This window comes from Vibrio penaeicida (assembly GCF_030689305.1).
Lineage (GTDB): Bacteria > Pseudomonadota > Gammaproteobacteria > Enterobacterales > Vibrionaceae > Vibrio > Vibrio penaeicida_B.
The window spans coordinates 184,978-206,219 of record NZ_JAUYVM010000001.1; the positions used below are offsets into that span (position 1 = coordinate 184,978).

The 21,242-nt window shown below is 43.8% G+C and carries 15 protein-coding genes; 7 read left to right on the plus strand and 8 right to left on the minus strand.

Annotation, left to right across the window (positions count from 1 at the left end):
• The first annotated feature begins 101 nt into the window (after nucleotides 1–101).
• The 4 genes from Q8W40_RS00770 to Q8W40_RS00785 all read left to right on the plus strand — a co-directional run bounded on the left by Q8W40_RS00770 (nucleotide 102) and on the right by Q8W40_RS00785 (nucleotide 5,784).
• The gene (locus Q8W40_RS00770) at nucleotides 102–1,736 is read left to right on the plus strand and encodes a methyl-accepting chemotaxis protein (RefSeq protein ID WP_305395457.1); all 1,635 of its coding nucleotides are present in this window, start codon (nucleotides 102–104) and stop codon (nucleotides 1,734–1,736) included.
• A 136-nt stretch (nucleotides 1,737–1,872) separates the two neighbouring features.
• Complete coding sequence (gene alr / locus Q8W40_RS00775; RefSeq protein WP_305395458.1) at nucleotides 1,873–3,099, plus strand: alanine racemase; 1,227 nt, start codon at nucleotides 1,873–1,875, stop codon at nucleotides 3,097–3,099.
• 391 nt (nucleotides 3,100–3,490) lie between these two features.
• Nucleotides 3,491–4,519, plus strand: a complete 1,029-nt coding sequence (locus Q8W40_RS00780) for a glycosyltransferase family 2 protein (RefSeq protein ID WP_305395459.1) — start codon at nucleotides 3,491–3,493, stop codon at nucleotides 4,517–4,519.
• A gap of 119 nt (nucleotides 4,520–4,638) precedes the next feature.
• Nucleotides 4,639–5,784, plus strand: coding sequence for a cupin domain-containing protein (locus Q8W40_RS00785; RefSeq protein ID WP_305395460.1), 1,146 nt, complete (start codon nucleotides 4,639–4,641; stop codon nucleotides 5,782–5,784).
• Between the two features lie 67 nt (nucleotides 5,785–5,851).
• Here Q8W40_RS00785 and Q8W40_RS00790 read toward each other — a convergent pair whose 3' ends face one another.
• The gene (locus tag Q8W40_RS00790; protein WP_305395461.1) at nucleotides 5,852–7,972 is read right to left on the minus strand and encodes a methyl-accepting chemotaxis protein; all 2,121 of its coding nucleotides are present in this window, start codon (nucleotides 7,970–7,972) and stop codon (nucleotides 5,852–5,854) included.
• A gap of 575 nt (nucleotides 7,973–8,547) precedes the next feature.
• On the opposite strand from Q8W40_RS00790, the gene Q8W40_RS00795 reads away from it, so the two are divergent.
• The 3 genes from Q8W40_RS00795 (at nucleotide 8,548) to Q8W40_RS00805 (ending at nucleotide 12,509) form a co-directional block, all read left to right on the plus strand.
• Nucleotides 8,548–10,491 (plus strand): bifunctional 5-dehydro-2-deoxygluconokinase/5-dehydro-2-deoxyphosphogluconate aldolase, encoded by a 1,944-nt coding sequence (locus Q8W40_RS00795; protein WP_305395462.1) that lies wholly within the window; start codon nucleotides 8,548–8,550, stop codon nucleotides 10,489–10,491.
• 25 nt (nucleotides 10,492–10,516) lie between these two features.
• Nucleotides 10,517–12,028, plus strand: a complete 1,512-nt coding sequence (locus Q8W40_RS00800) for a CoA-acylating methylmalonate-semialdehyde dehydrogenase (protein ID WP_305395463.1) — start codon at nucleotides 10,517–10,519, stop codon at nucleotides 12,026–12,028.
• Between the two features lie 115 nt (nucleotides 12,029–12,143).
• Nucleotides 12,144–12,509 carry a VOC family protein gene (locus Q8W40_RS00805; RefSeq protein ID WP_305395464.1) on the plus strand — a complete coding sequence of 122 codons (366 nt, stop codon included), beginning with the start codon at nucleotides 12,144–12,146 and terminating at the stop codon, nucleotides 12,507–12,509.
• 115 nt (nucleotides 12,510–12,624) lie between these two features.
• Here Q8W40_RS00805 and Q8W40_RS00810 read toward each other — a convergent pair whose 3' ends face one another.
• The 7 genes from Q8W40_RS00810 to Q8W40_RS00840 all read right to left on the minus strand — a co-directional run bounded on the left by Q8W40_RS00810 (nucleotide 12,625) and on the right by Q8W40_RS00840 (nucleotide 21,226).
• Nucleotides 12,625–14,001, minus strand: a complete 1,377-nt coding sequence (locus Q8W40_RS00810) for a hypothetical protein (RefSeq protein WP_305395465.1) — start codon at nucleotides 13,999–14,001, stop codon at nucleotides 12,625–12,627.
• Entirely contained in the window at nucleotides 13,991–15,211 is a 1,221-nt protein-coding gene (locus tag Q8W40_RS00815; RefSeq protein WP_305395466.1) for a c-type cytochrome, read from the minus strand. Before Q8W40_RS00815 ends, Q8W40_RS00810 begins: the two co-directional genes overlap by 11 nt.
• A gap of 6 nt (nucleotides 15,212–15,217) precedes the next feature.
• On the minus strand, nucleotides 15,218–16,189 hold the full coding sequence (locus Q8W40_RS00820; RefSeq protein ID WP_305395467.1) for a hypothetical protein: 972 nt from the start codon (nucleotides 16,187–16,189) through the stop codon (nucleotides 15,218–15,220).
• 110 nt (nucleotides 16,190–16,299) lie between these two features.
• Nucleotides 16,300–17,601 carry a hypothetical protein gene (locus Q8W40_RS00825; protein WP_305395468.1) on the minus strand — a complete coding sequence of 434 codons (1,302 nt, stop codon included), beginning with the start codon at nucleotides 17,599–17,601 and terminating at the stop codon, nucleotides 16,300–16,302.
• A 337-nt stretch (nucleotides 17,602–17,938) separates the two neighbouring features.
• Entirely contained in the window at nucleotides 17,939–18,973 is a 1,035-nt protein-coding gene (locus tag Q8W40_RS00830) for a LacI family DNA-binding transcriptional regulator (protein WP_305395469.1), read from the minus strand.
• Nucleotides 18,974–19,368: 395 nt separating this feature from the next.
• Complete coding sequence (locus Q8W40_RS00835) at nucleotides 19,369–20,334, minus strand: sugar ABC transporter substrate-binding protein (protein WP_305395470.1); 966 nt, start codon at nucleotides 20,332–20,334, stop codon at nucleotides 19,369–19,371.
• Between the two features lie 85 nt (nucleotides 20,335–20,419).
• Nucleotides 20,420–21,226: an ATP-binding cassette domain-containing protein gene (locus Q8W40_RS00840; protein WP_101112268.1), complete on the minus strand. Its 807-nt coding sequence runs from the start codon at nucleotides 21,224–21,226 to the stop codon at nucleotides 20,420–20,422.
• Between the last annotated feature and the right edge of the window lie 16 nt (nucleotides 21,227–21,242).

The following is a 21,242-nucleotide window of genomic DNA, read 5'->3' on the forward strand; positions in this document are numbered from 1 at the left end:
AACATTATTTATTGTGATATAAATCACACCAAATCAAGGATGGTTATAGAAATACAATAAATACATAACACAAATCTGAGCCATAGAATAAAGAGGAATTTATGTTTCTTAAAAATCTCGCAATCAGCAGAAAACTTGCTTTGTCATTTTCTTTGATTGCAGTTATTAATATTATTTTTGCTGTCTTTTTCCTGAACGGTTTAAAACACATTCAAAACGAGCTGCTTAACTACGCAGACGACACGCTACCAGCGGTCATGACCGTTGAGTCACTCCAACAAGATTTCTTAGAATTGCGCCTTTCTCAGTACAAACTGCTAAAGGTTCATAATAACCATGCGGAACTTCTGAGCGACATTCAAGGCAATGAGCTACTGAAAAAAGAGCTATCAAAAAACCTAGCAGCTTACGGCAAAACAGTCTGGCCCGGTGAAGAGCAGAACACGTTTGACCAACTAATGAGTGATTGGAATCAATACATCCTGCAAAGCAACCAATTCCACGAGTTACTGGTTGACGATAACAACCTGCAAGCTCAAAAATTAGTTCTCAATAACCAAGCAACAGCAGAGTCAATGTCCCGGTCTTTCACTACATTGAAACGTATTCTGAACGATGCAATGTTGAGTAACAGAGCTACGATTCTTTCTGAGATCGATGGCTTGGAGATGAAGAACCTAACAAGCAACGCTCTGGCACTTATTGTCATGCTTATCGTTACCGTTGTTCTTACTAAGGTGATATGTGGTCCACTTACCGCTGTCGCGACCTTGGCTAACGACATCGCAGACGGTGATCTTTCGCAAAAACTGGATCACAACGCCATCGGAAAAGACGAACTGGGCCAGCTAGCGACTTCCGTCGAATCCATGCAAAACAACCTTAAATCTCTAATTGAACAAGTTGCCTCTGCGGTTTCTCAAGTTAACCACTCTGCTGGTGAAGTGAACATGATTTCAAGTCAATCAGCGGAAGGTATGCAACACCAACAAAAAGAAACCAACCAAGTATCATCTGCAATGACAGAGATGGAATCTGTCATTCATGATATTTCGAAAAACACAGAAACATCAGCTCAAGAAACACAAGATGCGATGAACCTGACTAAGAATGGCAACGAACAAGTGAAACTGATGATCGATGCCATGATGGAAGTCGCGGACTCTATTCGCCTTTCAAGCGAAACAGTAGCTGAATTAGAAAAGCGCTCACAACAAATCCATATTTTTGTCGACGTGATTCAAGATATCGCAGAGCAAACGAATCTTCTTGCACTTAATGCAGCAATCGAAGCAGCGCGCGCTGGTGAGAGTGGCCGTGGCTTTGCAGTTGTTGCTTCAGAGGTACGTTCACTCGCTGGACGTACACAAGATTCTACCGGTGAAATCAGCACGATCATTGAAGAATTTAAAGCCAGCACTCAGAAAGTTAAAACAGTTTCTGATGGCAGCCAAGAAAGCACGTCAAGGTGTTTAGGGCTGGGTGATCAAGTTCAAGATATTATGGGTGACATCCAGAATGCTGTGACTCAAATTTCTGATATGGGTGTCCAAATAGCCAGCGCTTGTAGCCAGCAATCCGCGGTAGTTGGTGACCTTTCGGTTCGCGTTGAAAACATGCAAAGCTCGTCCGAACAAGTTGCACAAGGCTCTCTTCAAACCGCGCAATCATGTGCTGAATTAGAGCAACTGTCTCAATCACTACAGCAGTCAATGGCAAAATTCCGACTGGTGTAACTCTTTCTTTACTTGGGTCCATTGACCCAACGTAACCCGATTCAAACTGGGCGTTCAATTCGCCCAGCTTACAACTTAATTTCCCTCTCCTATATTCACTCGTTTACTCGGGAGGGGGCTGCTTTGGAGAAAAAACATGAAAACTAAATTAACCCTTTTAGCGTTGTCTTTTGCTACCGCGACCACTATTTCAACACCAGCACTAAGTGCTCCACTGCTTTCGGGTATTGAAGGCGAATACAGCAATGAATACAAAACCAGCAATGCGTGGCTTGAAGTAAGCCTGTCTCAGTTCAATGACAACATCAATCAGTTCAGAACTTTTGTTAGTGCAGGTACAAGCATTTGTGCGGTAATGAAAGCGGACGCTTACGGAAATGGTATTCAAGGGCTAATGCCGACTATCCTTGCCCAAGGCATTCCATGTGTTGCTATTGCAAGTAATGAAGAAGCACGTATCGTCCGTGAATCTGGCTTTGATGGGCAATTAATTCGTGTACGTGCGGCAAGCAATAAAGAAATTGCTAACGCGGTTCAATACGATGTGGAGGAGTTAGTAGGCTCTGTTTCTAAAGCCCGTCAGATTGAACGAATTGCAGAACGTTTTGATACTGAAATTAATGTTCACCTCGCGCTGAATTCTGGTGGAATGGGTCGCAACGGCTTAGATATGTCTACACAACGCGGGCAACGCGACGCGTTGAAAATGACGGACTTTGACAATGTCGAAATCGTAGGAATCATGACTCACTTCCCTAACTACGAAGTGGACTATATCAAAGAGAAAGCTGCTGAGTTTGAGCAAAGCGCACTTTGGATCATCGAGAACTCTGACCTTGATCGCGAGGATGTTACTCTACACGCTGCCAACTCGTTTACGTCACTCAACGTACCAGAAGCTCAGTTTGATATGGTGCGCCCAGGCGGCGTTTTGTATGGCGATCTTCCAGGACATGCTGAGTACCCTTCTATCGTTACTTACAAAACAAAAGTGGCTTCTTTGCATAGACTGCCTGCTGGCAGCACTGTTGGGTATGACAGTTCATTCGTCACAAAACGCGAAACCATTCTAGCCAACCTACCGCTTGGTTATTCAGATGGTTATAACCGCAGCCTTGGTAACAAAGCAGAAGTCATCATAAACGGTCAACGTGTCCCAGTAGTGGGCAAGATTTCGATGAATACAACAATGGTTGACGTAACCGATGTACACAGCATTCGCCAGAATTCACAAGTGATTCTGTTTGGTACACAAGGGGAAAATAGTATAACCATTGGTGAGATAGAAACGCACACTGACATGATTTTTCCTGAAATCTACACAATTTGGGGTAACTCGAACCCTCGCCGCTACATTTGGTAACAATAGGCTCATCCTCTTATTGAGCTAATTACTATAAATATGAAGCTGCCCAATGGGCAGCTTTTTCGCTATATAGGCATGATTTATTTATAAAAAACCACGATAAAAGTGAGAAAACTATATTAGTAGTTAAATAAATAACATACGAAAAATCATTACTTCTGATATGAAAGTAATTATCAACTCAGTGAATATAATTAAATAGAATATTATTAATACAATGATCTTAATTTATAATAAGTAGAGAAAGATTCAGCTAGTGAACATTTAAATGAGACATTGTTCAACTTAACAATTTTACTTACATAATTTCGATGTACTTAGGCTACTCCAAACCCCATCATAATAAGCCTTAGTTTAAAATCTAATTATTAACTTATTCGGTTTGTTGATGAGAGATACCATTAAAATATCCTTGATAGTTCCGGTTTTTAATGAAGAAGAGGCCATTCCTCTCTTTTATAAAACGGTAAAAGAAAATAGCGAACTTAACCGCTATGACATTGAAATTTTGTTTATTAATGATGGAAGTACGGATCTTACAGAAAGCATTATTGAAGCATTATCGGTTAGCGATAAAAATGTTATCTCTTTGAGCTTTACTCGAAACTTCGGCAAAGAACCCGCACTAATGGCTGGATTGGAGCACGCTTCCGGTGATGCCGTCATTCCTATCGATGTAGATCTCCAAGACCCTATCGACGTAATCCCTGAAATGGTCGACAAATGGCAAGCAGGGGCAGACGTTGTGCTCGCCAAACGAGTCGATAGAACAAGTGACAGTGTATTAAAAAGAAACACCGCTGAGATGTTCTATAAAATACATAACCGAATAAGTGATTTAAAAATTCAAGAGAACGTCGGAGACTTCCGCTTACTTTCTCGCGACACCGTCGAGCATATCAAACAACTCCCTGAACGAAACCTATTCATGAAAGGTATTCTTTCATGGGTTGGTGGAAAAGTTGAAATAGTTGAATACACACGAAATGAGCGAGCGGCCGGTATATCTAAATTTAACGGCTGGAAACTTTGGAACTTTGCCATAGAGGGGATAACCAGTTTCTCGACTCTTCCGCTTAGAGTATGGAGCTACATCGGGTTCTTTATTTCTTTTATGTCTCTGTGTTACGGCAGTTGGATTATTTTAGATAAATTCATCAATGATAATCCTGTCCCTGGTTTCCCTACATTGATTGTCGCTATTGTATTCCTTGGTGGTATCCAGTTGATTGGAATAGGAATTATAGGTGAATATGTTGGTCGGTTATATATTGAGACCAAACAACGGCCAAGGTATCTCCTGAAAAAACGAGAATCGTCTAAAGAGCAAAAGCAGAAAAAAGGTAACCTGAAAAGCGTCGACTTTTCCTCTTCAACTCAATCCAATAAAGCATCTCAAAAGGTCAACAGACCCTAAATACCTTTGGCGGTAAGATTGTTCTGTCTTACCGCTCTTCATCTTGACGGTACTTGGGTGTAGTTAATGCTGTTACTTAGGTATAGAATGTCGGCAAATTTTAAAGATGCGAATCCACCATGTACCAGCTCTCCTTTTCAATAGAAGAATTTCTTACTCATTACTGGCAGAAAAAGCCAACCATTATTAAAGGTGGTTTCTCTAACTTTTCGGACCCTCTTTCTCCGGACGAATTAGCCGGTTTAACTATGGAAGAGGAAATTGATTCGCGCTTTGTCTCCAATTTAGATGACAACTGGGTAGCTGAACACGGTCCTTTTCCTGAAGAAAAATTCGCGGAGCTGGCTGAAACCAACTGGTCGTTTATCGTTCAAGCTGCCAATCATTGGCACCCAGAAGCAGCTGAACTTGTTAAAGCATTCGATGCGATGCCAAACTGGTTGTTTGACGACTTAATGATTAGTTACTCCGTTCAAGGTGGCGGTGTTGGTCCTCACATAGACCAATACGATGTATTCATTGTTCAAGGTTTGGGGAAACGTCATTGGCGTGTTGGCGCGCTTGATGAAGGACAATATAAAGAAACTTGTCGCCACTCTGTGCTTAGGCAAATTGAAGGGTTTGAGCCGATAATCGACGACGTGCTCGAACCCGGTGACATTCTTTATATCCCACCCGGCTTTCCACACGATGGCTACGCACTTGAACCTTCTATGAGTTACTCTGTCGGTTACCGTTCTCCTAAGCAGCAGGAGCTTCTCTCCAATTTTGCGGATTACGTGTTGGCTCATGATATGGGCGATCACCATCTACATAACCCTGCTCAAGAAACGCAAGAAACAAAAGGGGTCATTCAGGATAAAGACCTCAATCAATTGAAAGCCATGCTTAAAAACTCATTGAACGACGAAGCGACACTCGATAAGTTCATTGGCTGCTTAGTGAGCCAGTCTCGCCATCAATTGGATATTGTCTCTGCTGAGGAGAAATGGACGCCTGAAGAGCTACAGGGCTATTTACAAGAAGGTGGGGCTATTGAGCGTGTTTCCGGTCTTCGAGCGTATTACCACGAAAATAACCCGCTCACCGCTTATGTAAACGGTGACGTTGTTACAGTCGAAGAATCTCAGCAAGGGCTCATATATGCACTGTGTGATCAAAACGTTATCATTTGGGATGATATTGATAACTCAGGTGATGCAGGTACAGCACTCGACATCCTTTGCGATTTCGTCAATCGAGGATATTGGTTTACTCACGAGTAAAGTAACGACCGTGTTAAACAATAAAAGGGAGCATGATGCTCCCTTTAGTATTTTATGGGTAACAAACCTACACTTTAAACTGGTTGACCAAGTCTTTTTGTCGTGAAGATATTGCGGAAATTTCTTTACTGATTCTTTCTGATGATTCTGCTTGTTCCAAAATCTGTGCACTTAGCTCACGAATATTAGACACGTTGAGATTCACCTCTCCAGACACCGACTGTTGCTCTTCCGCCGCTTTTACAATCTGAGAGTTCATGTCCACAATGGCCACAATGGATTCATCGATTGTATTAAGCTCTTTTACCGCTTTATCAACCTGATCATGTGTGTGTGCGGCCAGTTCATTTCCTTCTTGAATTGCATTCACAACATTTTTGGTCCCGACTTGTACTTTTTCAATTACTTCTCGGATTTCGCCTACTGAATCTTGCGTTCGGCTTGCCAAGTTTCGTACTTCATCGGCGACCACTGCAAAGCCTCGCCCTTGCTCTCCTGCGCGCGCCGCTTCTATCGCAGCGTTTAGCGCTAACAAGTTAGTCTGCTCTGAAATGCCTTCAATCACCGAAAGGATTTCGGTAATGGCCGCATTATTCTTCGCTAAGTCTTCAACCACTGGCACTGCGCTGGTCATTTTATCAACCAACTTCGTCATTTCATCCGAAGAGTCGCCAATCACCTCTTTACCTTGAGAGACAGACATATTGGCTTCGTTTGCCGCTTGAACCGCAATTTCGGCATTTTGAACGACCAAGCCCGCCGTTTGCGTCATTTCTTCAGACGCCGTGGCCACCAAGTCGACCTCTTTAAACTGCGCATCACTGCTTTGGCGAGTCACTGATGCCGCTTGCCCCGATTGTTCTGATGTCGAAGAAATATCGTGCGTCGTTGCGACCACCTCTTTGATGATCACTTGCAACTTATCTAAGAACTTGTTGAAGCCCGCCGCTAATTGACCTATTTCGTCTTGGGTTTGGACATCCAGTCTCTGAGTTAAGTCCCCTTCCCCAGAAGCAATATCGTCTAATCGAGTGACCACTTCCTTAATAGGCTTCACTAAGCGAGTAGCAAGACCAGCGATCAACACCAAGCCAAATAGAACCAGCACGACACCGACCATCAATTCGTTTGAAATGGAGCCATTAACCAGTTCAGTTATAACCGAATCAAGTCGAGTCGCGTCGGCCAATACGCTCTCGCGAGGCACTTCTAACATAACGCCCCAAGTTTGGTTTGCTACAGAGACAGGTGAAAACACCGTGAGCCACTGTTTATCGGCACTCCATTGGGTTTGGACTTCGCTCGAAAATAGGAAACCCTCCAGCATAGAAGCACTGACCCTATTGCTTTGATATTTTTCGCCCAGTTTTGCGCTCGAATCGTCTGTTGCGATCAAAGTGCCATCTAAACTCAGAATCGTAATGTGCCCTTTACCTGCAAATAAGGCTTGATCCGACTGCATCACCGTATCAATCAGAGCATTAAGAGATAATTCAACGCCGAGGAAACCAACCACTTCTTCTTCAGATACAAGTGGAACAGTCAGTGAGGTTTGCAACACATCACCATTTTGGCTGCTGGTAATTCGTGGTGAGGTAACGCAAGCTTGACCGGAATTTATAGGGCATAGAAAGCGCTCAGCCTGAGACGAATCCATCAATTTACTTTCTTCTAGCGGCTCACCAAAAACAAGCGTTTCATCTTCAGGAGAAATTGACCAATAGCTGGCAAATCGCCCCTTTTCGTTGGAGCCTACATAGTCTGCACCATGATAGTTACTGTCTTCTCCATCAAGCGCATCTTCGTTAAAAACAAGGTAAGCTCCACGCACGGTTGGAAAACGTACTACCGTGTTATTCACCATTTCATTGAGCGCGGTTCGCAGTTCTTCACTCGGAGTAAAGTTTTCTAATGCATTGCGCTGCAAAAATAACGCACTCTCACCCAGCATTTCGGCGCGGTAAGTTGCTTCATCAAGATAAGTTTGAACTTCTGCAGCATTCAGTTTGGCCATGCCAGCTAAGATTTGCTGAGATTTATCGATAACGGATTGGGAACTATGGTCAATGACAATCTTCTGGTTGCCCGTTGCATTGTAGATTGAAAAACCTATCAAGCTCACCGATGTAAAGAGCAGGCAGAGACCAGCCAGCAGTGTAATTTTCAAATGAACAGATAGCGTTCGCATATTCCCAACCTCCTTTTGCAAACTCGTATTTGTCACAACCCAAAGTTGGTGTTAACAAATATTTTACAGGCACAATCTATCAACAGGATTAGTAAATTACTAGCGACCAAGGACTAAGTTTTTCATGCTAACTCGTCAATCTAATGGCGAATTTTATCCGACACACCAACAGGTATGACTTACATACCATTGTCAATATTTTGACTCGATTAGATTATTTACTAATTTCTTATTTATCGGACACTTGAGAATCATCTTTAGAAGAAAATTCAGGTTTGGATAGAACGCCAATTTTCCGTTTCTCTTCAGCTCAATTCATTTCTCTCGAGTTCAATTTGCGTCTTGGCTTTGTTAACAGCCCTTCTTGACCGTTCAAAAAAACAACAAAGATCTTGCGATTCAAAAATTTCACATGTAGATTAAATGAAATGTTTATTTCAATATTTATATTTGCGATATGCCACTTTCATTCATAAATTGATTCAATGTATTACTTCGCTTCAGGGCAAAGAAGGACATCAATAGATGCAAGTGAGTACGAAATATAAGTGAGTTCGAGGTATCAGGAGCAAGGAATGAAAGAAGTGGATAAAAAGCTCGATGTTATCTGCATGGGCAGAGTGGCCGTCGATTTATATGGCGATCAAATAGGAGCTCGCTTAGAGGACATGTCAACCTTTACGAAGTATTTAGGCGGTTCTTCCGGAAATGTCGCCTATGGTACGGCCATTCAAGGGCTAAAATCTGGCATGTTGGCACGAGTGGGTGACGAACATATGGGGCGATTTGTTCGAGAAGAATTGATTCGTGCTGGTGTGGATGTTTCGCATTTAATTACCGACAAAGACAGACTGACCGCACTGGTCCTACTCGGCATAAAAGATGAAGACACCTTTCCACTTATTTTTTACCGCGATAACTGTGCCGATATGGCGATAACGTCAGATGACGTCTCCGAGAGCTACATTGCTTCGTCGCGATGTTTAGCCATTACTGGTACACACCTTTCAAACCCTAACTCACGTGAAGCTGTACTTACTGCATTATCTTATGCTCGAAAACACGGTGTAAAAACCGCATTGGATATCGATTATCGTCCTGTTCTTTGGGGGCTCACCTCTTTAGGTGATGGTGAAACTCGATTCATCGAATCAGATAGCGTGACCCAGTCACTTCAAGATGTATTGCACTACTTTGATTTGATTGTTGGGACTGAAGAAGAATTTCACATCGCAGGAGGATCCACAGATACCGTTGAGGCATTAAAAGGGATTCGAAACTACTCTAAAGCAGAGTTGGTCTGCAAGCGTGGCCCTATGGGTTGCAGCGTCTTTACCACAGATATTCCTGAAACCTTAGATGAAGGCATTACCGTTAAAGGGGTAAGAGTGGATGTCCTCAATGTACTTGGTGCTGGCGACGCTTTTATGTCGGGTCTGTTGCGTGGTTATCTAAACGGAGAATCTTGGGAGCAGCGCTGCAATTACGCTAACGCATGTGGCGCTCTGGTTGTGTCTCGACACGGCTGTGCTCCAGCTATGCCAACAAAAGCTGAGCTCGACTATTACATAACGCACGCCGAAAACATTCCTCGCCCAGATGTGAGTCACGAGCTGAATCACCTCCATCGCGTCACAAAGCGAGCAAGAGAATGGAAAGATATCTGTGTTCTCGCGTTTGACCACCGAGCTCAATTCGCAGAGATGGCGCTAGAAGCTAATCGCGAAATTGATACCATCCCTTACATTAAGTCATTGATTTGGCAGACTTACTGTCAAGCTACCGAAGAAGCAGGGCTACAAGGCAAATCCGGTATTCTCTGCGACGGTACTTTTGGTCAGCATGTTTTGAACCAAGCTACTGGGATTAAAGAGAATAATGACTCGATGGTTTGGATTGGTCGCCCTATAGAGCAGCCTTCCTCACGCCCTCTCATGCTTGAGCATGGCAATATCGGTAGCCAACTTGTGAACTGGCCACAAGAGCATATCGTTAAATGCTTGGTTTTCTATCATCCAAACGATGAGCAATCTCTCAAACTTCAGCAACAACGAGATCTACAGGAGATCTACAAAGCTTGCTGCCAAAGTGGTCATGAATTGCTGTTGGAAATCATTTTACCTAAAGACTCAGCGCCATGCTCACCAGAGGAAGAAGGTCAGCTATATACCTCAGCGCTTTCACAGCTTTATGACTTAGGAATAAAGCCCGACTGGTGGAAATTGCCATCGATAGAGCAACAAGGCTGGAAAGACATCGATGCACTTATTGAACAGCAAGATCCCTATTGCCGTGGCATTGTTTTACTTGGGCTAGATGCACCATTGGATCAACTTGCAAAAGGATTCCAAGATGCCGCTCAAAGTAAAAATGTACAAGGATTTGCTGTAGGTCGTTCCATCTTTGGAGAGCCCACGAAACAGTGGCTAAAGTGTGAAATAGACGACGAAACGTTTATTTCAAAAGTAAAGAATAACTACCACCAGCTTGTATCAGTCTGGCAACAGCGACATTCCTAATTTATGCGCTAGCAGGAGAAAAACTATGGAAACCATTAACAACTTTATTAACGGGCAGCGCGTAGAAAGCCAAACCGATAGATTTGGGAAAGTGTATAACCCTGCCACAGGGCAGCAGACCAAACAGGTAGTACTTAGCCTAGCATCGGAAGTCGAAGAAGCTATTGAAGCTGCCGCTAACGCCTTTCCAATGTGGTCCAAAACCCCGTCACTTCGCCGTGCTCGTGTCATGTTTAAGTTCAAAGTATTACTTGAAGAAAACAGCCACACACTCGCAGAATTGATATCCAATGAACACGGAAAAGTATTTTCCGATGCCATGGGAGAGTTAACGCGTGGTCTTGAAGTGGTCGAGTTTGCCTGCGGTATCCCACATCTTCAAAAAGGTGAAAGCTCGGCAAATGTAGGTAGTGGTGTAGACAGCCACTCTATCATGCAGCCATTGGGCGTTTGTGCAGGTATAACACCTTTTAACTTTCCAGCGATGGTCCCAATGTGGATGTTTCCCATAGCCATCGCGACCGGTAACACATTTGTTCTAAAGCCTTCAGAAAAAGACCCTTCACTTGCATTGATGCTGGCTGAGTTACTGAAACAGGCAGGGCTGCCAGATGGCGTATTCAACGTGGTTAATGGAGACAAAGAAGCCGTCGATGTTTTGCTCACTCACCCGTCGGTACAAGCCGTTAGCTTTGTTGGATCGACTCCAATTGCAGAATACATTTACTCAACCGCATCGGCCCATGGCAAACGATGCCAAGCACTTGGTGGGGCAAAAAACCACTGTATTCTGATGCCAGATGCCGACATGGATATGGCGACGAGCGCTATTCTCGGCGCAGGTTTCGGGGCAGCAGGTGAACGTTGTATGGCGCTTTCAGTGGTTGTCGCAGTCGGTGATGATACCGCAAATGCACTGATTGAAGGACTAGCAAGCAAAATAGCGGCTATGCGAGTAGGCCCTGGGCTAGTAGATGGCAAAGAAAACGACATGGGGCCAGTCATATCCGCAGAACATCGACAAAAGATCATTGGTTACATCGATTCAGGTGAAGAGCAAGGAGCAGAACTCACAATAGATGGAAGAAGCTGCAGTGTGGAAGGGCATGAAAGCGGATTTTTTGTTGGTCCAACTTTATTCGACCACGTTACGCCAGATATGACCATTTATCAGGAAGAAATATTCGGACCGGTTTTGTCTGTTGTTCGTGTACCCGATTATCAAACGGCACTACAACTTATCAATGCCCATGAATACGGTAACGGAACGGCCATTTTTACCCGTGACGGCGAAACCGCACGACAGTTCAGTGAAGATGTCTTGGCAGGTATGGTCGGTGTCAATGTCCCTATTCCTGTTCCAATGGCGTTCCATAGCTTTGGTGGATGGAAACGCTCAATATTTGGACCTTTGAACGTTCACGGTAATGATGGGGTGCGTTTCTATACAAGAATGAAAACCGTCACCACTCGCTGGCCAACCAGTGTCCGACTTGAGAAACACAAAAGCGATTTCATAATGCCTACAATGGACTAAAAATACGCTCTGTGCCGCTTTCTCCCCCGTGATTGTGGCGCAGAGCACCTCCCGACTTTACTCGCTCGCTTTACCCCTCAACAAATTACTCTCAATTGAATCTAACGAGAAAAGAATGCTTAAAGCAATCAACCATATCCAAATTACTATTCCGAGCGGCGCTCAAGAAGATGCCAAAGCCTTCTATTGTAACGTGCTTGGACTCAGCGAAATTAAAAAACCCAAAACTCTTGAAGGTAATGGGAGTATTTGGTTAGGGCTTGGTGACGTCGCCATCCACTTTGCGATTGAAAATGAAAATTACCGGGCTTTCACGTCTGCCCATATTGCCTACGAAGTCGATGATCTTGATATGTATAAAAAGACGTTAGAAGCCAACGGATTCATCATCAAAAAAAGTTTTCAAATCCCCAGTGTTAAGCGTTTTGAATTTCGCGACCCATTTGGTAATCAAATCGAATTGATGGAAAGAATCGAATGAAGAAAAAACCAAGTCAACGGTACGTCTAAGTTAACATCCAAAATAATGAAACGGCATGCGATAAGTTGAATAGTACGATCTATTCATACGTACATTTTCCGCATGCCGCCATTGGTTACTTCAAAGGAGGAGGCATGAATTTTTTCATGGCATCTAAACTGATGCGTGGGCGAACTTGGTTATCGGAATGTGTATCCAAACACGCTGATGTACGCGCCCATCTAACAGGTAAATTCCAGCCGCCATGCAAGCACTCAATGTACATGTTAGTTTGTGGATTGAGGGTAAGGACACTCGGACCATAGTGTAAATCAATGTCTTGTCTTGGCTGGTTTGCCGCAGAACGATTAATCGCAAATCTAAGTTCTGGCTTGGCTGTTACCATCGCGGGTACAAAAAACGTAATCCCACCATTAGCGATAGGCACTAAACGCTTTTCACTGCGAGTGGCATTTGAAGAAACATTTGTCTTGATTGGAGGGCGTGTGAACACCCACTGAGGAACAAACAGTCTTCTCTTGCTCAACACTTTATATACGGCATCAGTAATCAAGTTAACATCATTGTTTGTACTAAAAGTGTGGAGATAAAAAGGGGCGTTTTGTGTCGCGAGAGCAACTCTTACCCATGAATTTATTTGGTGTTTGATGTCACTCACCGTCAGTAACGCAGGGTGTGCTTTTTGAAATTCAATAAAACGGTGTACTAGATCTGGCCAATTGATGTTGATTCGCGCTCTAGGTCGATTGTAGTGCGTGTCTAACTCCCACACCGTGACTACCTGAATTTTGTCGTCCCAATTTTGTCCCACGAAGGGGTCATTGATCGCTAAGCCGTACCCCATTAAGTCTTTTAACGTGTCCTTCCAAAAAGGAACCGTTATTCCTCTAAAACCGACATAATCACTCATAGTGTTTTCTGGCAGCGTCGATTCTAACTTTGCTACAAATTCCGCGGGGTGCTTTTGGCCTTGCTGATCAAAAACGTAGCAAATTGGAAAATCCCCATATGACGTACTAATGCTTTCAGAACAATCCAAATCTAAACTTTGTACGTCGACACCATCAACCACAAAATACGTCTCTGCGGCTTTGGGTTGTGCCGCTAAGATTCGATACCCTTTTTGAGATGCGACCTGAGACAAGTGCTCAATATCATTTTCAAATCCTCTAGTATCAAACGCGCCACTGAACCAAACCAGCTCCTCTCCCGGGAAATAATTTGGATGTTCGCTATAAGCACTGCCGATATCAAACTCTGGTTGATTAAACCCAGTATTGTCTCGTGCGATCGAACCAAATTTAGGCACAAACCACACTAGATTTGCGTCTACGGTATCACCGTAAAGATAAAACTTATGCAGAATATCTGCGGGAAATTCAGCTTCTACATTTTTTAATGAAGGGTCTATGGGAGCGGCGGTTGCGCCACTGTTTAAAACAGATATCAGTAATAAGCTCTGAATAAGGATGTTTACGATTTTATTGCGCATGGTGATTCCATTTTTCCTTGCAAATATTTTCGTTCTTTTCATTTGGGCAACCAGACTTTATCCAGATACCCAGTAATTTAATGAGTGGTTTAGGTAGCGGGCGCCCGGTTGCAGGCATCCCTGCTGGAGTCGCTCCCATACCAAATTCTTTCTCTTTTTCCCGTATAGCCAACCGTTGGTATAAAATGCTCGGGTCGCTTTCACTTAGCCATTGCTCTATATTCTCCTTGCCAGCCATGTTAAAGACCTCTTTCGCCCTGCCCTCAATACCATGACAATGCACACAGCCCGTATCTCGCCATAAACGGTTCCATATATAGGTCAACGCTTTAGGCGGAATACTCCCTGTCGGAAGTTGTTCGAAATCAGCCGATACCTGCGAAACAGCCTTGGCTAAGGCTTTTTCATTTTCAGAACGTGAGTGTTGAAAATAAGCATAAAGGTCATGAGCATCGATACGAGAGATTGGTAATTTGGGCATGGTTCTCCCTTCCACCGCCTTACCATTGGCATATTGGTGGATCCAATCGGCAGAAAACAAACTCATCGCATTCGCGTTATAGCCTGATAACTGGCTATTGCCATGACACATAGAACAACTCTGTTTAAACAACGCCTCTCCCTTCTTTATCGAGCCCTTCACCTCTAAATTCGATTCATTGGGTATGGCGCCCAAATGCTCATTGATCGCTATCACTTCATCTTCAGAAATATTGGTGTAAGCCATCATTTTAGGGGCATTGCAGCTATTGCCGTCACAGGTACCATGTGGGGCGTTGAGGAATTTGGCTAACGTTTTTCGGTTAACTCTGACCGTTTGTTTTTCAAACATCGGCCATATGGGTGCATGTAAATAAGAAAGGGGGTATTTCTCCATAGATTCAAGACGTTTGTCCTTCACTGGAAGTGCGACGTATCGTGGATCTGAGATCTTATTTCTGTAGTTGTACGCTATTTCGTCAATTTCTGTATGGCACGCCACGCACTTTTGATCGGTCCATTTTCGAGAACCGTTTGGTAAAGTTCCGACGGGTTTCATTCGGTTATCAAAATGGCAGCCATGGCATTCTTGTTCTATCGCCGTTTTATAAGTGCGATCATCCAACTCAAGAGCGTATCCATTGAAAGACAGTAAAAACGTTGCGCCTAGCAAGGAAACTATAACGCAACGAACCCACATACAACTAAAGTAGGTAATAAGAAAAGGCATAGAAAATCAGTACATAACCTCAACGAACGGGGTTGAAGGCATAGGCTCTGAAATAACGATCTTTTCCGATGCTGCTTTTTCTGGAATAACCCAGTATCCAGGCTGCTGGTCTATCACTAAAAAGAGGTCTATGAACTGTGTCCAACGTTGAAACAGCAGCGACTTATCTACAGTTGTTCCTGCATCAAAGCCAAACAAAGTCGGATCAACATGAGAAGAGTAAAAGTTAATACCTTGACTCAATCCATACCATCCAATATCAACATGAGGAGGGCTGGTTTCCGCTTGATCGGCTGATGTTGGCTCAGGTGATACTGGCGGGTCCGGTTGTACTGGTGGTTCAGGTGGCAATGGTAGATCGTGTTCCAGTACCTTTTGTTCAACCAACTGATTGACAATACTTGGCACTTCGATGAACACACCAGGTGCGGGTTGATCAGCAGGGTCTGACAGCGAAAACTTTGCATGCATTAGCTGCTTAGTATCGATAAGTTCAAGTAATTGAGCTTCTTTGGCTAAGCTGGTGTTGTAACGAATCACTAAGCTACACAATTTAGGGTAACCAGGTTGACGTGTTGACACAGAAGAGTACTCAAATGTGGTAAGCAAGTCGGTTAACGCTTGAGTAGGCTGACAAAGAATTGCATCGTCAGGAACGATGGTCTTTCTGTTTGGTCGGATGTTGTTTTCCCGAGCAAAAGTTGTAAATTCTCCGCTCTGAACACTTCTTGGAACAAAGCTGACCGTTAGTGTTTTAGTTCGATACTCTCCTGCAACAGGGAGCCGGTAATCGTATTCATAATCTCTAAACCAAACGTAACCAGTGCCACGTGTGGTATTTTTAAATGGGGCGAAAACGATGTCGCCGTTATCTATTGTGGAATTAAAATCCAACAAAGACAGCGTGTAATCGCTAGCATGCGCCGACACTGCTGAAACGAGTGCGGCACTAGCAAGTAAATGAGTCAATTTCATCATAGGTAGTCCTTGAATTAGCCCACGAACTTCGTGGGCTAAACACTGCATTAGCGTTACAAAGAGCAATAATCCAGATTATGACGAGAGCCATAACCTAGAGTTACTCTCCGTTACGGCGTAGTGACGTCATCAACAATCGCGTGACAACCTACTTCGGTGCTCCATTCAACAGGCATTCCGAATCCACCAACAACACAGTCCACACTCATTTCAGTTTGTACTGTTTCCATTGACATACCAGGGTTCCAGTTAATGGTTCTGGTTTCGTGACGTTTCAGGATTTGCTTCTCATAGTTAGCGCGTAACGTCCACATAGCGTTGGTACTAGTGTCTACTTGCCCTAGTTGTGATTGGCTGTACTCTTGAATTTGATCAAACAACTCTGCTTGCAGCTCTGCTTGAATGCCTTCGACTGCTTTTATGAATGCCGCTTGGTTTGGTGCTTTCTCTTCATACTGCCCAGTTTCAGGGTTGTAGTATTCAACGTAAACGCCCTTTCCTTCCTGAACGAGCTTTTTAAAGAACGCTTGGATTTCAATATCGACACAAGCGTAGTTGTGGTAAGCCGCAAATGTATGCGCTTGTTCGAATGTCTGATTCCAGTCGACAGTAATACGTGCAGCACGTGTCGCTCTTTCTGTTTCCAGCTCCCAATCAACGACAAGGCTAAAGTATGGAGCTAAGCTGTTACCCACCATGAGGTCGTCTTGAATGACGTTGGTCATGTCGTTATCAGGCAACGTCACTAACTGGAAAGGAACATTCACAGAGGAGCTAGTTCTACCACTTGGTACCTTAGCGTAAGCTTTCTCTACAATAGAGGTTTCTTGTTGAGTACCATCGATGGCAGTCACGGAACACTTATTGATATTGACACTGACTGTTTCACCAAACGCATCTGTGATAGTCAGAGGCTCGTCCACACACTGCACGTCAATTCGGCCATCTGCGTTAGCATCAATGCCATCAACAACAAATAACGCCGTGCCGCGATTGACTACTGCAGGAGAAACTTTAAAGCCCGCTTTCTCAGCTTCAAGCTTTAAGAAGTTAACATCTTCAACACGACCCATCGTATTGAATGCGCCACCCATACGGATTTGAGCTTCACCAGGGCGAAGTGCCGCCCAAGTACCGAACCTTGGTACGTAGCTAGATGCGTTGAAGTTTGGACGAGTGTTATTTCCTCGACCACGGTAGGAAACGTAACCAGATTTGGGCACATACCAAATAAGATCTTTCGCGTGCGAATCTTTATACAGGTAATACTTACTTTCTATCTCAGCCGATACGCTGGCTGGGAAATGACGGTATGCATTGTCATCATTTGGATCCATTGGTGCTGCAGTCGCAACACAACTAAGTAAAGCCGCAGCCATAGTGCTCAGCTTAAGAATATGAGTCCTTTTCATTTTTTCCTCGAATTGACAAGAGTATTTATAATTCAACGCGTTGAGTGGGAATTATGCCCAGAGGATAAGTACAAGAAGAAGACGTGATGTACCGTTATCACGCTTTGTTCTAAAATTCAGAATGAAATGATTATTACTCTCAAAAATTTATGAGAGTAAAGCCATATTTATTGCGGCTATTTGATAAGTGAAATTATAGCGTAAGGTATTAATAATTAAGGATATAAATAAAAAATAAATTGATATAACCAACAGTAAGATTGGCTCGAAAATGACTTAAAAACAGTACTCTAAAAGTGCTTGGAAACAGCGCCTAATAGCCATCACTTATAAGCTTTTATTTCTTTATCGAACCACGAATAACGGGTTCACAAGGTAGTGTAATAGATTGCGGTGGTAACTCAGAGTCTGCGATGTGATCAAACAATGTGCCTATCGTCTTTTGTATCATTTCTTCGTATGGCTGCCTAATCGTCGCCAAATTGTAGGCACGACTTTTCGCGAGCCTTATGTCATCCACGCCAACTATACCGACATCTTCTGGCACTCTTAATCCAAATTCGTATCGAATAGCATCCATACCGCCACACGCCATTATGTCGTCAGCGTAGAACAAGGCATCGGGTTTTTCACTGGAATTAAATATACGAACAGTCGCGTCATAACCAGCGTCGTAACTGAATTCTCCACCTTCAACGATCTGCCATTTATCGCAACCTCGCAATATTAGCTTACTTAGAAACCCTCTCTGACGCTCGACCGTTGCCGACGTACCGACAGGTCCAGTGACAAATGCAGGTCGATTGTATCCAGCATCCAAAATCATGTCTGCAGCCATACCGCCCGCTTCTAAGTTGTCGCAACTCACGACGGTAACGCTGTTCTCATCTGAGTTTCGCCCGAAAATAACGACAGGCGTATTTTGCGCCTTACAAGCATCAGACAACGCTTCAGGTAATGAAGCGGAAGTGATAATCAAGCCATCTACGTTGTATTCCATAACCAGCTCAACCGCTTCTTTGATATCCATTTCATCGGTCACTTTGATCAACAGGCTATGGCAGTTTCTTTTTTGAATTTCTTCTGTGAATTGGGAAAGGACTGGCAAATAGAATGGATTGTTGAAATCGGTAACGAGAATGCCAATCAAGCTGGAACGAGATTTAATGCCTCTCGCAAGTCGGTTTGGCTTGTAATTCAGCTCTTCCGCTGCTGCCATGACTTTATTTCTCAGCTTTGAAGAGATACTGGCTTCAGGGTTGAAGGCTCTTGAAACGGCAGACAAAGAAACCCCAGCACGTTCGGCTACATGTACAACCGTGACTTTACGTACTTTTGACTCAACCTTTTTGCTGTTCTCACTATCGTCCATTCAAACTTCCATATTTTTCGATGCGTGTATCGGGGTCTGTTGAAAATTTCGCTCCATTTCATGGCGACATTACAGGAACAGCACGTGGTTAAGGTTATATGTGACCTAGCTTAACTGTTACCTTGTGACACCGTGACATTGGAGTCTAACTGAAAATGTTTTCAAAATCTTTTGCTCGTATTTTTCTTTACTACTTTATTTAAAACGGCTCACAAACCGGATGTAACGATCCGCCATTCATTCCGACACATGCAACTGCTCCCTAAAACAGTCACACTAGCGCACCCTGCTCCCTACCGAACAGACACCCTGTGAGCCTAAACCTTAATCTTGATATCAAACCTGCCACCACTCTTGGCTTTTGTTGGCAATAGCCAAAAGAAGTGGCGATGTTACTATCGGTATTCACCTGCCAGTTTTTCAACAAGCGCCAAGTTCTCTTTGGTTACAAAGCCCGGACCTGAATTGATGTGGTTTGAAGGTAGAACACCATAGCGATTGAATAGAGTCAGTACCATGACAGGTAGATATCCCTGAAGGTATGGCTGTTGGTCGATTGCCCACTTAATGTTGCCTTCTTTAATGCCTTGCGCAATCTCATTACTTAAGTCAAAAGAACCGAAGTATATTTTACCCAATTGACGGTTTTTCTCTAATGCACGAAGTGTTGGGTGAGCAGATGTTGGACCCAAAGTCAGAATGGCTTCTATGTTTGGGTTTTTACGCATGTACGCCATGACTTTCTTTTCGATGCCTGTTGGATCCTGCCCTGAATCAATCATCTGACCATCTAAATCTACACCCAGCGCATCAGCAAACCCTTGGCAACGCTCAACGGAAGCCGGGTTGGTGATGTAGTGGTTTACACATAGGAACGATTTAATGCCATCGGCTTTCGCACGTTTACCTGCACCAAATCCTGCATCATATTCCGGCTGACCAACATGCAACAATGCACCAACACTTTCACTCTGTTCTTTTGTACCAGAGTTAATCGTAACCACGGGTATACCCTTTTTCTTTGCTTTCTCTAGCGGGCCTTTTAAAACATCGTAGTCGGCAAGCGTTGTGATGATCCCTTGTGGGTTTGACGCGACTGCTTGCTCAATGATTCGAGCCATGTCAGCCAGATCACCGGTTGGCGGGTTTCGGTATTCAACCGATACATCCATGTTTTGCCCCGCTTCTTTAATCGCGGTTTTAATCGTGTTCCACCATGAATCAGCATCGGGGGCGTGGCTAACTAAAACAAAACGCTCTTCCGCTGATGCAGTTAAAGGCGTGAATGCTATTGCACTTCCGCAAATGGCTAACGCCAATACCGATGCCTTTTTCGCTATGTTGCTCAATAGGTTGTTCATCCGGATATCTCCATGTGTTGTGAATGAAGTGAAAGTCATCCAGTTCTTCCACTTCTGTTGTATTTTTGTCGACAGAATGTGTTGCCTAACCCACACTCGACACGGCATCTGCGCGTGCAAACTCGGCCAATTCCGCTTCCAACGTTTCTAACTCTTCGCCACCTGACATCATTTCCAGAATCTCCTCACGAGAGACTTCATCTTTTTTCCATGAACCTAAACTTTTTCCTCGATTTAGCAGCGTAAATCGATCCGCAACAGGGTAAGCATGGTGAACGTTGTGGGTAATTAAAATCACCGCTAAACCTTTACCTCGTGCCCTCGCGACCACTTTAAGAACGTTCGCAGATTGCTTAACACCCAACGCTGCGGTTGGCTCATCCAAAATCAGTACTTTGGCACCAAAATGAATGGCACGAGCGATGGCCAAACACTGCCTTTCACCACCCGACATCGTACCGATCGGATGTTCAGGGTCTCTTACATCTATCCCCATATCAGCCAAACCATCACGCGCAATTTCATTCGCTTGTTTGGTATCAAATATTTCAAACGGTCCCCATTTTTTAGTGAGCTCCCGACCCATAAAGAAATTTCGAGTCACGCTCATCAAAGGCACTAACGCCAAATCTTGGTATACCGTCGCGATACCTGCGTCCAGAGCATCGCGAGGCGAGTCAAACCTCACGGGTGATCCGTTCATTAAGAACTCGCCTTCTGAAGGTTTGTGCACGCCCGCTAAGGTTTTGATTAAGGTGGATTTACCTGCACCGTTGTCACCTAACAGACAATGCACTTCCCCCATTTTCACTTTCATATCGATGTCTTTTAACGCAATCACAGAACCAAAATAGCGACTGACGTTTTTAAGCTCGAGAATGTACTTATCCATAAATTGCTCCTTGAAA